Raw genomic sequence first — 14888 nt, 5'->3', positions numbered from 1 at the left:
CCCCACATTCGCCCGAACGGGGTGGAGGCTCCAACTCCATTCCCCCACTCGGGGTTTACGATCTTCCGCCGGCGTCACCGCGCCGGCTCGCCAGCCGGCGGAGCCCGGCGGACGCGGGCCAGGATGAGGACCGTGTCGTCCGTGGCGCCGGCGTCGGGGAGGAGCTCGGCGAGGATGCGGTCCGCGGCCTCCTCCAGGGAGTCGACGGGGGCGGCGAGCCGGCTGCGGAGGGTGTCGACACCGGTGTCGATGTCCTGGCCGCGGTTCTCGACGAGCCCGTCGGTGTACAGGGCGAGGACGGCGCCCTCGGGGAGGTCGACCGCGATCGAGCGGTAGGCCACCCCGCCCACCCCGAGCGGGATGCCGAGGTCCTCACCGAGGGTGCGGACGGTGCCGTCCGGGGTGCGGAGCAGGGGCGGCAGGTGGCCGGCGTTGGCGATGCGGGCACTGCCGGTGTGCGGGTCGTAGTCGAGGAACAGGCAGGTCGCCCATTCGATGCCCGCCTCCTGGGCGCAGTCGTCGAGTTCGGCGAGGAGGGCCGCCGGGTCGTCGGAGGTGTGCCGGACCAGGGTCTTGGCGGTGATCCGCAACCGGCCCATGGCCGCGGCAGCGAGGACCCCGTGCCCCATGACGTCGCCGACGACGAGGGCCACCCGGCCGCCGGGCAGGGCGATGGCGTCGTACCAGTCGCCGCCGACCTCGGTGACGCGGCTGCCCGGTAGGTAGCGGTGGGCGATGTCGACGTACGGTCCGGCGGCCGGGGCGCTGGGCAGCAGGGCGCGCTGGAGGGTGAGCGCGATGTCCTGGATCCGGCCGTACAGGCGGGCGTTGTCCAGGCAGAGGGCGGCGCGGGAGGCGAGCTCGCCGGCGAGGCGGAGGTCTTCCGTGGCGAAGGCGGGGCGGCGGGCGGACCGGCCGAAGATGGCGAGGCCCTGCACGGTGCCGCGGGCGATGAGCGGTGCGATGAGGATGTCGGCGAAGCCGCTGTCCAACAGCAGCCGGGCACGCTGCGGGTGGGTGACGGTCCGGGCGAGGAACTCCGCGTCGACCGGGACGGACAGGGGGCGGCCGGTGCTCAGCATCTCGTGGATGCTGGAGCCGGGCGGGTAGACGACCCGCTCCAGGCCGCCGAGGAGTTCGTCGGCGGCGGGGGCGTCGAGGACGGTGCCGGAGGCGATCCGCCGGGTGATGAGCGGCAGTTGCGGGTCGAAGTCCTCGGTCTCGTCCATCCATTCGACGAGTTCCACGACGCAGCCGTCGCCGAAGTCGGGCACGGCCGCCTGGACCAGTTCGTGGGCGGTGACGTCGAGGTCGAGGGTGGTGCCGATGCGGGCCGCGGCCCGGTCGAGGAGGGCGAGGCGCTGCCGGGCGGCGCTGGCTTCGAGGATGGCCCGTTCCCGGTCCGTGACGTCGACCATGAGGCCGCCGACGCCGCGCCGGGTGTCGCCGGCTCCGCTCAGCGGGAAGAAACTGACCGAGCGCACCTGGTCGAGGTCCGGGCGGCCCGGGGTGCGCAGTCCGACGAGGGCGCCGACGACGGTGAGGCCGCCGCGGGCGACGGCCCGCAGCATCCGCTGGTACTCGCCGCCGTCCGAGGTGATCATGATGTCGTCGACGGGGCGCCCGAGGTGGTCGGTGAGGGGGATGCCGTCCATGTCGGCCAGGGCCTGGTTGAGGTGGACGTAGCGCAGTTCCTCGTCGAGCATGACCAGGCCGATCGGGCAGGTCTTGAAGAGGGTGTCGATGAAGACGAGATTGGTCTTGACCCGGTCGAGGTCCTCGCCCCGGGCCGCCAGTCCGAGGACGACGGTGGCGCCCGTCGGGCCGGTCAGCGGGAAGACCCGGAACCCGCAGTTGAAGACGGTGCCGTCCGCGTGCAGCGCGGACATCCGTACCCGCCAGTATCCGAGGGCGTGGGCACGCTCGGCGAGCCGGGCCGCGCTGCCCGGCTCCCCGGGGGAGGGCGGCGGGAAGAGGTCCGCGGCGGGCCGGGACAGCACGGCCTCGGCCGGAAGTCCGAACAGGGCCTGCGCTCCGGGGCCCCAGTAGCAGACCCGCTCCTCCGTATCGATTCCGAAGACGGCCACGGGCACGTCCTCCAGCAGCGCCCCCGGTTCCGAGCGGAGCGGGCTGGTCCCCGGCTCGCCCCCCGGCCCGGCCGCTGGCATCGCCTGGCCCCCTTCCGCGCACGGCCCGCCCGGTGCACGCACGGCCCGCGCGGGAGGCTGTCGGAGCCCGCACGTCAGGTGGCGGGCCGCCTCCTCAATTCTGCGCGCCCCGCGGGCGGAGGACACATCTGACGGAACGCGTTCGGTGCACGACGGAAGGTGACCGGCCGCCGGGTTGCCCACGGCGGTACGGGCGCGCAGGCCGGGGGCGGTTTCCCGCGCGGCCGGGCGACGGGCGACAGGAAACCCGTCGACCTCCCCCGGCCGCGCGCACAGGCTGATCCCGTCACCATCAGCACGCACGCCATACACATGGGGGGAACGATGCGCACCGTGTTCCGCAGTGCCGCCGCCTTCGCCACCGCCGCCGCGGCCGTCCTGGCCCTGGGCGGTGCGGCCGACGCCCGGCCCGCCGACGAATGGGCGGGCTGCCCGTACGGGTCGGTCTGCATATACCCGGAGAACCAGAACCCGGCCGTCAAGCCGACCCACGTCTTCACCCGCTACGGGGCCCACAACCTGAGCAACCAGTACGGCAACCACTGGGTCCTCAACAACCAGTACGGCGGCGCCACCGCGAGCCTGTGCACCGGTTCCAACGGGGTGGGCTGCGGCGCCCCGATCGGTGCGGGCCGGGGCGTCTACGCCAACCTCACGCCGATCAACTCCGTCACCCTCAACCGGCCGTAGCCACGCGCCGGTTCGGGCAGCCTTGCGGATCCGCCGCGCGCCGGCTCCGCAGGGCTGCCCTGCTGTGCTGTTTTCCGCCACGCCGGACGCGGCGCACGCCGGACGGTCCGGCCCCCGCTGTAGCCTGGGGCTGCCATCTCACGACCTGGGCGCACACTGCCATGGGGGACGCCGTGGGGGACCCGGACCCGGACCGCGGACGGAACACCACTGACCAGCCCGACCCGTCCGCAGCAGCGCGGACGCCCGTACCGGCGGCGGCCGGCGACGGCGGCGCGGCGGCGGCGTTCCCGGCCCAGTTGCGCCGGCTGCGGATCGAACGGGGCCTGTCGCTGGCGGGCCTGGCCCGCCAGACGCACTACAGCAAGGGCTACCTGAGCAAGATCGAGACCGGTGCCAAGCGGGTCACCGTGGACGTGGCACTGCGCTGCGACCGGGTGTTGGAGGCCGACGGCACACTGCTGCGGCTGGCTCGGGAGGCGGAGGCGGAGGCGGCCGCGGGCCGGGACGCCGCCGCCCCGCGGGCACCGGCCCCCGCCCCGGTCACCGCCCGTGCCCCGGTCGGCGCCGCGGGCCCCGGGTCCGCGGGTGGGCCGCCGTCCGTCCCGCAGTCGGAGGGGGAGTGCCCCTACCGGGGGCTGGCGGCCTTCACCGACCGGGATGCGGACCGGTTCTTCGGCCGGGAGCGCGTGACGGCCGCGCTCGTCGAGCGGGTCTTCGAGCGGATCGGCTGCGGCCCGCTGCTGCTCGTGGGCCGGTCGGGCGCGGGCAAGTCCTCGCTGCTGAGCGCGGGTCTGGTGCCGGCGCTGCGGCGCCGCGGCGGCTTCCCGGCGGCCGGCGCCGCGTCGTGGCCGGTCGTACGGTTCACCCCGACCGCGCACCCCGTGCAGGAACTGCTGGACTGCACCGCGAAGGTGTTCGGCGGAGATCTCGGCGTCACCCCGCGGGAGCTGGCCGAGCGGCCCGAACGGCTCCTGGAGGTGGTGGGGCAGCGGGGGCCCACGGTACGGCTGGTACTGATCGTCGACCAGTTCGAGGAGGTTTTCACCCTCTGCGGTGACGAGGAGGAACGACACGCCTTCGTCCGCGTGCTCCGCGCCCTGGCCACGGCCCGAACGGAGCAGGACGCCGCCGTCGTGGTCCTCGGGCTGCGCGCCGACTTCTCCGGCAACTGCCTGGACCTCCCCGAGCTCGCCGCGGTCTTCGCCGACGGCCTGTTCGTCCTGCCGCCCATGTCCGTGTCCGAGCTCAAGGAGGCCGTCGCCCGCCCGGCGGAGCACGCCGGGCTCGGCCTCGAACCCGGCCTGCTGCCCCTGCTGTTGCGGGACGCCGGCGTACGCGACGGCCTCGCCGACGCGGACGGCGCCGGGCGGGCCGCGGCACCGGCCGGCGCGCTGCCGCTGGTGTCGCACGCGCTGCTGGCGACGTGGCAGCGGCGCGAGGGGTCGATGCTGACCGTCGCGGGGTACGAGCACACCGGCGGCATCCGGGGGGCCGTGGCGCAGACCGCCGAGAGCGTGTTCGCCCGGCTGTACCCGGCCGAGCAGCGGATGGTGCGCCGGATCCTGGTGGCCCTGGTCCACGTCGCCGAGGACACCGGGCCGACCCGCCGCCGGGTGGGCCGGAGCGCGCTGCTGGAGCAGTTCACGGACGGGGCGGCGCCGGCCGCGCGGGCGCTGGACGCCTTCGTCCGGGCCCGGCTCGTCACGGCGGACCGCGACACCGTGGAGATCACCCACGAGGCCCTGCTGCACGCCTGGCCGCGGCTGCACGGCTGGATCCACGCGGACCGGGACGGTTTGCTGATCCATCGTCAGCTCGCCGAGGCGGCCGCCGAGTGGGAGCGCGAGGGCCGCGACCCGTCGGTCCTGCACCGCGGGACCCGGCTGGAGACCGCCCGGTCCTGGGCCGAGGAGCTCGACGGCGGGAGCCGGCTCACCCCGCTGGAGGCCGAGTACCTGGGGGCGAGCACGGCCGCCGAGGACGCCCGGCGGACGCAGGCCCGGCGCCAGGTCCGGCGCCGGCAGCGGATGCTGGCGCTCCTCTTGGTCCTGCTGGTCCTCTCCGTGAGCGCGGGCGGGGTCGCGTACCGGCAGCGGGGACAGGCCCTCGGCCAGGAACGCGTCGCCCGGTCGCACGCACTCGCCGCGGAGTCGGCGTCGCTCGCGGCCGGCCGGCCCGAGGCCTCGATGCGGCTGGCGGAGGAGGCGTACCGCACGGAGGCGACCCCGCAGGCGCGCGGGGCGCTGCTGAGCACCCAGTCCCAGCCGTTCCTCGCCCGGCTCACCGGGCACAGCGGTCCGGTCAACGCGGTGGCCTTCGCCCCGGGCAACCGGCTGCTGGCGACGGCCGGTTCCGACGGGAAGGTGCTGCTGCGCCGGGTCTCCGACCGGCGGACGGCCGCGACCCTGACGATGCCCGGGCGGGTCCGGTCGGTCGCGTTCAGCCCCGACGGCCTCACCCTCGCGGCGACCTCCACCGAAGGCCCCGTACGCCTGTGGGACACCGCGGGGCGGGTCACGGCCGAGCTGCCGGCGGAGACGGCGGGCGCCCGGGCGGTGGTGTTCTCCCCCGACGGGCGCACCCTCGCCGTGGCGGCCGCCGACGGCACGGTGCAGCTGCGGGATCCGGCGGGCGGGGCGGACCCGCCGCGGGTCCTGACCGGGCACACGGAGCGGGTGGAGACGCTGGCGTACGCACCGGACGGCCGGACGCTGGCCTCGGCCGGCGCCGACCAGACGGTCCGGCTGTGGGACGTGGCCGGGGACCGTCCGCCCGCCGTCCTGCGCGGGCACACGGGCGGGGTGCTGGGCGTGGCCTTCGCCCCGGACGGGCGGAGCGTGGCCAGCGGCGGCAGCGACCGCACGGTGCGGTTGTGGGACGTGGCCGGGCAGCGGGCGACCGCGACCCTGACCGGGCACAGCGACGACGTCAACGCCGTCTCCTACCTGCCGGACGGCACGACGGTCGTCAGCGCCGGCGGCGACGGGGCCACCCGGCTGTGGGACGTGCGCAGCGGCCGGCCGACGGCCACGCTGTCGGGGCACACCGACTACGTGCTGGCGCTCGCCGTGGACCCGGCGGGGGCGGTGCTGGCCACGGCCTCCTTCGACCAGTCCGTGGTGCTGTGGGACCTGCGCGGTCCGGTCCTGGCGTCCCGGCCGTTCGCCGAGGTCTGGCATGCCGCGTACAGCCCGGACGGGAAGCTGCTGGCCACCGCCGACGGCGATCACACGGTGCGGGTGTGGGACGTGGCCGCGCGGCGGGTGGCCGCGGTGTTCGAGGGGCACACGGAGGCCGTCTACGCGGTGGCGTTCGCCCCGGACGGACGGACCCTGGCCTCGGCGGGCTCCGACGGCACGGTCCGGTTGTGGGACGTCGCCGCGCGCACGCCGCTCGCCACGCTGACCGGCCACGGCGGCATCGTGTACGCGGTCGCGTTCGCCCCGGACGGGCGGACGCTCGCCTCGGCGTCCTCCGACCGCACGGTCCGCCTGTGGGACGTGCCCGGGCGGGCGCCCCTGGCCACGCTCACCGGCCACACCGACTTCGCCAATGACGTCGCGTTCAGCCCCGACGGGCGCACCCTCGCGAGCGCGGGCGACGACCTGACGGTCCGCCTGTGGGACGTGGCCGGTCGGGCCCCGCTGGCCACCCTCACCGGGCACGCGGGCGCGGTGCGGGCCGTGGCCTTCGCCCCGGACGGGCGGATCCTGGCGAGCAGCGGCAACGACGGCACCGTACGCCTGTGGGAGGTGCGGCGGCACGCGGTCACGGCGGTGCTGGCTGGACACGTCGGCGCCGCCCGGGGCATCGCCTTCTCCCCCGACGGCCGCACCCTGGCCAGCAGCGGCAACGACCGTACCGTCCGGCTGTGGGACGTGCCGGGGCGACGGCTGTGGGCCGCCCTGGCAGGTCATGTGAACGCGGTGTGGGGCGTGGTCTTCTCTCCCGACGGGCGGACGGTGGCCAGCAGCAGCACCGACGGCACGGTCCGGCTCTGGAACCCCGACCCGGCGGCCCGGCTGGCGGCCATCTGCCGACTCGGCGCGGCCCACGGCCCGTCCGGCGATCCGTCGGACAACCCGCCTGACAATCCATCCGACAACCCGCCCGGCGGATCATCCGACAATCCGTCAGGCAGCCTTCCCGATGATCCGGCGAACATCCCGGAAGCCGCCGCGCACTGCACCGGAAAGCCCTGACCGGCGCGGGTTTCCCGGGGGTTTCCCGTTGCCCGTACGGGTGGGGTGACGCCCGGATCTCGACGCCGCGGCCGCGCTGCCAGCAGGCTCGTGCCCATACCCGCCCACGGCACCAGAAACGGGGTCCCGCATGCTTCGCCGGTCCGCTCCCCTCGGCACGCTCATCGCACTCCTCGCCTTCCTTCTGTGGGCGCCCGGCCCTGCCCCGGCCGCCGCCGACACCTCGTGCCGGGTCCTGGCCCCGGGGGCCTCCCCGGAGGCGGAACGGGCGGTCGCCGCCGCCTGTGAGCAGGTGGCAGCCGGTGTCTGGTACTCCTGGGGCGGTGGTCACGGCCCGGAGCCGGGTGCCACGTACGGCCAGGTGGACCCCACCGACCCGGCGAGCGAGCACGATCCCGAACGGCTCGGCTTCGACTGCTCGGGGCTCGTCCGGTACGCCTATGCGCGGGCCACCGGTTCGGACGTCCTGAACGGGACCGCGTCCTCCCAGTACTACACGCACCGCGCGGCCGAGCGCTTCACGGCCGCCCAGGGCCTCGCGCCGCTCCTCCCCGGCGACCTGCTCGTGTGGGGGACCTCCCGGGACCTGCACCACATCGCCGTCTACCTCGGAGCCGGCAGGATGGCGGAGGCCAGGCAGTCCGGCACCAAGCTGATGGTCAGTGACGTCCGGCTGTCCGGCGACTACTACGGGGCGGTGCGCGTCAACCCCGGTCCCGTGACGGGATCCCTCTTCCGGACGTGGGGCACCGGTGTCTGGACCAAGGCCCTCCCCTCCACCTCGGCCGCCCGCGTGTACGCCTTCCCGGGGCCGACGACGATCCGCGTCCAGTGCCAGAAGCACGCCGAGAAGGTGACCTCGGACGGCTACACCAACGACGCCTGGTCCTACCTGCCCGACTACCGGGCGTGGATGACGAACATCTACATCCAGGGACCCGCATGGCTGGACGGCGTGCCCACCTGCACCTTCTGACGCGTTGCGTGCACGGCGCGCCCCCGGGCGCGCCGTACGATCCCCCCCTCCTCCCCCACTCCGTTCCCCCTTCCTCCCCCCTCCCCCCTCCTCCCTCCTCCTCCCCGTCCTCCCTCCTCCTGTTCTCCGCATCCCGCCGAGGAGCACCGTGCGCCTGCCCACCCACCACCACCACCACCGCCGCCTGACCATCGGCGCCGCCCTGCTGGCCGCAGTGGCCGTCGTGGCACCGGCCGCCACCGCCCATGCCGCCGCCGCGACCCGGCCGGCCGCCACGCCCGCCGGGATCTCCCCCACCCCGGCGCCGCGGCCCGATCTCGACGCGCTCGTACGGGCGTTGCGCAGCACGACCGCGGCCGGCGCCCCCGGGGCCATGGCCCGCTTCACCGGACCGGGCCGCCCCGTGGCCAAGGCGGTCGGGGTGCGGGACCGGGCCGGCGGCGCGGCCATGGACCCACGGGCCCGCTTCCGGATCGGCAGCGTCACCAAGACGTTCTCCGCGGTCGTCCTGCTCCAGCTCGCGGCCGAGGGACGGCTGGGCCTGGACGACCCGGTCGAACGGCACCTGCCCGGGCTGCTGCCCGACGGCGACCGGATCACGGTGCGCCACGTGCTGTCCCACCGCAGCGGCCTGGCCGACTACACGGACGCGATGTTCGCGGACACCGTGCCCGGCTTCGAGGCCGTCCGGAACAAGGTGTTCGGTCCCCGGGAGCTCGTCGCCCTCTCGCTGCGCGAGCCGCGCACCACGCAGCCGGGGGCGGCGTACGCGTACTCGAACACCAACTTCGTGATCGTCGGCATGCTCATCGAGAAGGCCACCGGGCACGGCCTGGCACAGGAGTACGAGCGCCGCATCATCAAGCCGCTGGGGCTGGACCGCACGGCGTACGTGCACCCGGCCACGGCCGTGCCGGGGCGGCACGTGCGCGGCTACCTCCACCCCGACGGGGCAGGGGCGCCGCTGGTGGACTCCACCGAGCAGACGGCCTCGTGGGCGCAGGCCGCCGGGGCGATGATCTCCAGCCCGGCCGACCTGAACACCTTCATGTCCGCGCTGCTCGGGGGGCGGCTGCTGCCGCCGCGGATGCTGGACTCGATGCTCGTCATGAGCCCCACCGACGCCGCGCGCACCCGGTTCTACGGGCTCGGGCTGCGGCGCTACGACCTGACGTGCGGAGTGCAGGTGTACGGCCACACGGGAACGGTGCAGGGCTACTACACGTACGCCTTCGCCACCCGCGACGGGCGGCGCGCGCTGGCCGCCATGGCGAACACCTCGAACCGGGGCCAGGCCAACACCGCGCTGGGCGGCACGCTCGAAGCCGTGTTCTGCGGCGGGAAGTCCGCCGTCGCGCCCACGGGCCGCGGCCTCGCGACGACGCCGGGGCCCGCTCCGGCAGAAGCGGACCTGCCGGAGCGCGGCTGACCCGGTCCGCGCCCCGCGGGCCCCCGGGCCGGCGCTCCCACGGGGGTGGGGCGCCTGCCCGGGGCCTCGGACGAGGCGGTGGCGACGGCGCGGCGCAGCGGCCGTCAGCGCGACGAGCGCGAGGGCGAGGGCCAGGTGGACGGCCGTCCCCTGGCGGTCGGCAGCCGGTCACCCGGTTCCAGGACGCCCGGCCTGAGCGCCTGTTCGACCTGGTCGACGAGCTGTAGGTACGTCGCGACACCGCTGTGCGGCGATGGATCGGAACGGTCAGGCCGACGGGCCGCCGGCGGCCGTGATGGCCCGGATCCGCTCACTGAAGTCCGGTGCAGGGAGGGGGAGTTCGAGATCGTCGTCGACGTAGCGGACCGCGGCGGAGACGTACTCCATGACGGCGTCGACCGTCGCCCGGCCCCGCCCCCGTTCCCGCCCGTCCGCCCGGGGGGTCCGCAGGACGGCGGGCAGCCCGGCCCCTTCGGCCCGGGCGGTCTGGCGGCGCCACCACACCGCCTGCCGGTTCTCGCCCAGGGCCAGGTGGTGGAGGTACAGGCAGTGGGTGGCGATCGGGTCCCCGGCGCCCGCCGCGTACTGCCACCAGAAGCGGGCGGAGTCCTCGGCGTCGGTGAGCAGCAGGATGCAGCCCAGGACACGCGCTCCGGAGGGCTGGGGCAGGGTCTGGGTGAGGAAGCCGCCGCCCAGCGCACTGACGGCGGTGCCGGTGACGGCCGTCTCGCACAGCGCCTGGAGGTCGTCCGCAGCGCCCCGCATGGCCCGCTGCCGGTCGGCGGCGGGGGCGGCGGGCCCGCCGGCGGGGGCGACCTCGGCGGTCGTTCGCTCGGCGGGGGCACGGTCGGGGCCGCGGTCGGGGGTGCGGGTGAGGTCGGCGATGTCGGCGGGCGGGTACGCGGCGTCGTGGAGGCGGGCGCGGGCGAGCAGTGCGTCAATGGTCGAGGCCACGGGGGTGTCCCTCCTCGGCGGTGCTGATCGGGTGCAGGATCGTGTGCAGGTTGCGCTTGGCGTGCCGCGCGGTGGAACGTACGGAGGCGAGGGAGACCCCCAGTTCGCCCGCCACCTGGGTGTCCTCCAGGCCGCACAGGTGCAGCAGGACGACGACGTCCCGCTGTACGGGCGCCAGTTCGGCCACGGCCCGGAACAGCGCCATGGTCTCCTCGACCTGGCCGACCGGGTCGGGGGCCGTGTCCAGGGCGACGGTGTCGAAGGCGGCGAGCGCGAGCGAGGGGCGGCCGTTCTCCTTAGGGGCGTGCTCGAGCACGGTCTGGCGCAGGATCGGCCAGGCGAACCGCTCGGGGTTCTCGCTGGCCAGCGCGTCGTGCCAGAGCAGCAGCAGGAGGGTGAAGACGTCGCCGACGGCCTTGTCGACGAGGGCGGGCCGGCGCAGGAACGCGGCCGCGTAGCGTGCGTAGTGCGGGCGGTGCATCTGCTGGAACGCCAGGTAGTCCAAGGGGACCGGGCCCGCGGCGGCGACGGCCCGGCCGCCGGCGACGCCGCCCGTCCCTGCGACGCCGCCGGTGCCGCCGGCCTCGTGGAGGCAGTCCTTGATCCACGAGGTCCGTTTGCCGGCGTCCCGCGCCGCCAGCACCCAGCGCAACCGCATCGCTGCGTACGACACCCGCGGCTTCAGCACCGTGAGGACGGTGCGGACGAAGGCCCAGCGCGGGTAGCGCTCGACCGCGCGCAGCAGTTCGGAGATGTGCGACTTGGGCCAGCCGGTGCGGTTCTGCAGATCGTCGAGGGTGAGGCCGCTGCCGTGGAAGGCGTCGCGCAGCGGCTCCAGCCAAGCCCGGTGCGCCGCGCCGGTGCCGTCGGCGATGGGGCCGAGCGGCCGCCCCCGCTTGCCCCGCCTGTCCTGTGGCACGTCCCGGGGTGCCGAGGGGACGGTCATCCCTGCTCCTCCTCTTCCCGCTCGGGCTGCGGGGAGGGCCGCCGCTCCCGCCGGCCCTCGGCCGCTCCCGTGCCGACCTGCACGATCTGCTGCACGCCGAGGGCGGCCGACGGGATCAGCGCGGTGATCGCGGCGACGGGCTGGCCCGCCACCACCATCACCACGCTGAAGGCGAAGATCGCTAAGAGCGCCACCACCGTGACGATCATCCGGTTGTTCTTCATCGAGCCGTCCTCCGGCTGCTCTGGCCATGGGCGAATTCCGTTCGGGACAAGGCCCTTGGCGGTGTCTCACGCCCCCCTTCAAGAGCCGAGGCAAGCATGGGGTGAACAGAGATGGACAGGCGCGAAAAAAGCAGAACGGGGAACAATCAGATTCGCCCGGAGAGCCCGCTCGGCGGGGTGGCTGTGCCAGCGGCCGCAGGTCAGCCGCGGTCCGGCAGCAGCGAGTCCGGGGGCAGCGCGTCGAGGCGCACACCGCCCCCACCGCCCCCCGCGCGCAGGGTCCCACCCCGCCCTACGCCTTCCTGCGCCTTCCTACGTCGCAGCGTCGAGGGGGAGGGTGGCCACCAGGCGGGCGCCGGCCGGGGCGTCCCGGGCAGCGAGGGTGCCGCCGAGCCGGGTGGCGATGTCCCGGGCTATGGCCAGGCCCAGGCCGGTGCCGCCCTCGTCGCGGCTGCGGGCGTCGTCGAGTCGGGTGAACCGCTCGAAGACCCGCTCGCGGTCGGCCGCCGGGATGCCCGGACCGTCGTCCCGTACCTCCACGACGGCCGTGCCGCGGTCCCGGTCGACGCGCAGCGTCAGCAGGACCTGCTGCTCGGCGTGGCGCTGCGCGTTGTCCAGGAGGTTGGTGACGAGCCGGGACAGCCAGAGCGTGCTGCCGCGCACGGTGGCCCCGTCGGCGATCTCCAGCTCGACGGGGACGCGGTCGCCGCGGCGGGCGCGGGCCGCCTCCCTGGCCACTTCGGCGACGTCGACCACGGAGTCCGGCGCCGGTTCCGAGGTGTCGAGCCGGGCCAACAGGAGCAGGTCGGAGGCGAGGGCCTGGAGCCGTACGGTGTCCTCCAGCGCACCGTCGACCAGTTCGCCCCACAGCGCCGGGTCGGGGTGGGCCTGGGCGACCTCCAGCTGGGTGCGCAGCACCGTGATGGGGCTGCGCAGTTCGTGCGAGGCGTCGGCGATGAACCGGCGCTGGCGGATCCCGGCGGCTTCCAACCGGTCCAGGGTGTCGTTCATCGTCACGGCGAGCCGGGCGACCTCGTCCTGGCTGCGCGGGACGGGCACCCTGCGGTGCAGGTCCCGTTCGCTGATCTCGGCGACCTCGGCGCGGATCGCCTCGACGGGGCGCAGCGCCCAACCCGTCACCCGCCAGGTGACCAGTGTCACGGTGAGGACGAGCAGCGGCACGACCACGGCCAGGACGGCGGTGATGGTCTCGTCCGCGGCATCCGCCTGGCGCAGGGAGGTCCCCGCGTAGACGGTGACGAGCCCTTCCTCGGTGACGGTGGTGACCTGGACGACGCGGAGGCGGTGTTCGCCGCGCGCCGGAACGGGCTTCCAGGTGTTGCGGACGGTGCCCGGCTTGCCGGGGCGGGTCGGGGTGAGCGCGGGGCGGCCGGCGAGGTCGGGGCTGGCGGCGAGGACGCGGCCCTTGGCGTCGACGACCTGGAGGAAGTCGGTGCCGAGGCCGGGGGTCAGCACGCTGTCGAGCCGGCCGCGTGCCGCGAGGGCGGCGGTGGCGAGGGCCTGCCGTTCGGCATCGGCCTGGGCACCCCGTACGAGCCTGCCGTCCAGGATCCCGAGCAGGGCGAAGGAGGCCGCGCCGAGGGCCAGGGCCACCACGGCGGTGGCGCCGAGCGTGGCCCGGGCGCGGACCGAGCGGGGGCGCAGCCGGCGCACGGCCGCGCGCAGCCGCGCGGCGGTGCCGCGGGGCTCGGGGTCAGCCACCGTCGGCCGCCAGCCGGTAGCCCGCGCCGCGGACGGTCTCCACCGCGGCCCGGCCGAAGGGCGCGTCGATCTTCCGGCGCAGGGCGCTGACGTGGACCTCGACGACGTTCAGATCGCCCTCGTACGCGGAGTCCCAGACGTTCTCCAGTATGTCCCGTTTGGGGACGACCTCCCCGGCGCGCCGGGCCAGGTACTCCAGGACCGCGAACTCCCGTGACGTCAGCCGGGCCTCGGTGCCGCCGCGGGTGCAGCGCTGCCGGGCCGGGTCGATGACCAGGTCGCCGAACTCCATGACCTGCGGGCGGCGGCGGCCGGTGCGCCGGACGAGGGCGCGCAGTCGGGCGACGAGGACGACGTAGGAGAACGGCTTGGAGAGGAAGTCGTCCGCGCCGGTGTCGAGGGCCTCGGCCTCGTCGTACTCGCCGTCCTTGGCGGTGAGCATGAGGATGCCGGACTCGCAGCCGCTCGCCCGCAGCCGGGCGCAGACCCGGTAGCCGTTGAGGCCGGGCAGCATGATGTCGAGCACGATGGCGTCGTAGTCGTGCTCGCAGGCCAGCCAGAGGCCCTCGACGCCGTCGTGGGCGACGTCCACCGAGAAGCCCTCGGCCTGCAGCCCCCGCTGCAGGGCAGCGGCGAGCCGCCGTTCGTCCTCGACCACCAGTACGCGCATGGGGTCAAGGTTCTCAGGTCGCCGCGGCGGTTTGCTGAAGAGGTCTTCAGCCGGCTTCAGCGGAGCTTCAGCATGGCCGGTGCAGGATCCGGCGAGCCGGGCAGGGTGCCCGGAGAACGCGAGGAGCAGTCTCATGACTCAGTCCAGCCCCCAGCCCGCCGAGTCCCCGACGCCGGCGCAGGAGACGAAGTCCGCTCCGGCGGCGGAGAGCCGCGGCCGGATGGCCCGGCTGGTCCGCGAGGGGCGTACGCGGTGGGTGGCGCTCGGGGTGGTCGCGGCGGTCGGTGGCGGTGCGGCGGCGGCCGTGGCCGTGACGGCTGCCGGGCACGACCACCACCGGGAACACGCGCGGGCGAAGTTCGCCGCGCAGGCTCCCGGGCACCACGGCCGCGGGGAGGGGCCGGTGGGCGGCCCGTTCGGGCAGAAGCGGTTCAAGGGCGGCGAGCCGCCCATGGTCGACGGGGAGCGCGGCTGGCCGGTACCGGGCCTGAAGCCGGGCCGGGGCGAGGGCGGCACCGTCAAGGCTCCGGTGCCGCTGCCCGCGCTGCCGGCGGCGCAGGCGGCGGAGAAGGCGGCGGCCGCGGTGGAGGGCGGCAAGGTCGAGGCCCTGCGGGCGGTGCCGCAGGAGGGCGGCAAGAGCGCCTGGCTGGCGGTGGTCCTCGGCACCGACGGCGTCCGCCACGCGGTGACCCTGAACGGCGAGGACGGCACGATCACCAGCAACACGCCCCGCGGCAAGGGCCCCCGTACCTGACCCGGATCCGGGTGCGGCCCGCCCCGCCGCGACGCCCGCGGCGACGCCCGGGCCGCCCCCCGCCGCCCCCCCCCCAGGCGCTTATACACCTCTGACGCGGCCGACGACACTGCCAGGGTTGATCTCGGGGGGGGCCGGGGGATGTAAAAG

The 14888-nt window shown here is 75.5% G+C and carries 11 protein-coding genes; 5 read left to right on the top strand and 6 right to left on the bottom strand.

Translation table 11 applies throughout. The features are described from left to right. Window positions 1-74: 74 nt before the first annotated feature. Window positions 75-2168 carry a SpoIIE family protein phosphatase gene (locus ACFVGY_RS07120; protein WP_385672300.1) on the bottom strand — a complete coding sequence of 698 codons (2094 nt, stop codon included), beginning with the start codon at window positions 2166-2168 and terminating at the stop codon, window positions 75-77. A gap of 324 nt (window positions 2169-2492) precedes the next feature. Between ACFVGY_RS07120 and ACFVGY_RS07115 the strand changes: the two genes are divergently transcribed. From ACFVGY_RS07115 to ACFVGY_RS07100, 4 genes are all read left to right on the top strand, one after another. Continuing rightward, on the top strand, window positions 2493-2858 hold the full coding sequence (locus ACFVGY_RS07115) for a hypothetical protein (protein ID WP_385672297.1): 366 nt from the start codon (window positions 2493-2495) through the stop codon (window positions 2856-2858). A gap of 161 nt (window positions 2859-3019) precedes the next feature. After that, window positions 3020-7063 (top strand): helix-turn-helix domain-containing protein, encoded by a 4044-nt coding sequence (locus ACFVGY_RS07110; RefSeq protein ID WP_385672294.1) that lies wholly within the window; start codon window positions 3020-3022, stop codon window positions 7061-7063. 130 nt (window positions 7064-7193) lie between these two features. Then, on the top strand, window positions 7194-8039 hold the full coding sequence (locus ACFVGY_RS07105) for a C40 family peptidase (RefSeq protein ID WP_385672291.1): 846 nt from the start codon (window positions 7194-7196) through the stop codon (window positions 8037-8039). Between the two features lie 148 nt (window positions 8040-8187). Next, window positions 8188-9468 (top strand): serine hydrolase domain-containing protein, encoded by a 1281-nt coding sequence (locus ACFVGY_RS07100; protein ID WP_385672288.1) that lies wholly within the window; start codon window positions 8188-8190, stop codon window positions 9466-9468. 267 nt (window positions 9469-9735) lie between these two features. On the opposite strand, the gene ACFVGY_RS07095 is transcribed toward ACFVGY_RS07100, so the two are convergent. The 5 genes from ACFVGY_RS07095 to ACFVGY_RS07075 form a co-directional block, all read right to left on the bottom strand. Beyond that, entirely contained in the window at window positions 9736-10422 is a 687-nt protein-coding gene (locus tag ACFVGY_RS07095; RefSeq protein WP_385672285.1) for a hypothetical protein, read from the bottom strand. Next, entirely contained in the window at window positions 10406-11368 is a 963-nt protein-coding gene (locus tag ACFVGY_RS07090) for an RNA polymerase sigma factor (protein WP_385672282.1), read from the bottom strand. Before ACFVGY_RS07090 ends, ACFVGY_RS07095 begins: the two co-directional genes overlap by 17 nt. After that, entirely contained in the window at window positions 11365-11592 is a 228-nt protein-coding gene (locus ACFVGY_RS07085) for a hypothetical protein (protein WP_385672279.1), read from the bottom strand. Before ACFVGY_RS07085 ends, ACFVGY_RS07090 begins: the two co-directional genes overlap by 4 nt. A gap of 312 nt (window positions 11593-11904) precedes the next feature. Continuing rightward, window positions 11905-13314, bottom strand: coding sequence for a sensor histidine kinase (locus ACFVGY_RS07080; RefSeq protein ID WP_385672276.1), 1410 nt, complete (start codon window positions 13312-13314; stop codon window positions 11905-11907). After that, window positions 13307-13984 carry a response regulator transcription factor gene (locus tag ACFVGY_RS07075; RefSeq protein WP_385672273.1) on the bottom strand — a complete coding sequence of 226 codons (678 nt, stop codon included), beginning with the start codon at window positions 13982-13984 and terminating at the stop codon, window positions 13307-13309. The genes ACFVGY_RS07080 and ACFVGY_RS07075 overlap by 8 nt, the downstream gene beginning before the upstream one ends. A gap of 133 nt (window positions 13985-14117) precedes the next feature. On the opposite strand from ACFVGY_RS07075, the gene ACFVGY_RS07070 reads away from it, so the two are divergent. After that, entirely contained in the window at window positions 14118-14738 is a 621-nt protein-coding gene (locus tag ACFVGY_RS07070) for a hypothetical protein (protein ID WP_385672270.1), read from the top strand. Window positions 14739-14888 lie beyond the last annotated feature (150 nt).

Source organism: Streptomyces sp. NPDC127106, assembly GCF_042677605.1.
Classification (GTDB): domain Bacteria; phylum Actinomycetota; class Actinomycetes; order Streptomycetales; family Streptomycetaceae; genus Streptomyces.
The sequence above is the reverse complement of the archived record's forward strand: the minus strand, read 5'-3'. Positions and strand labels throughout refer to the sequence as shown.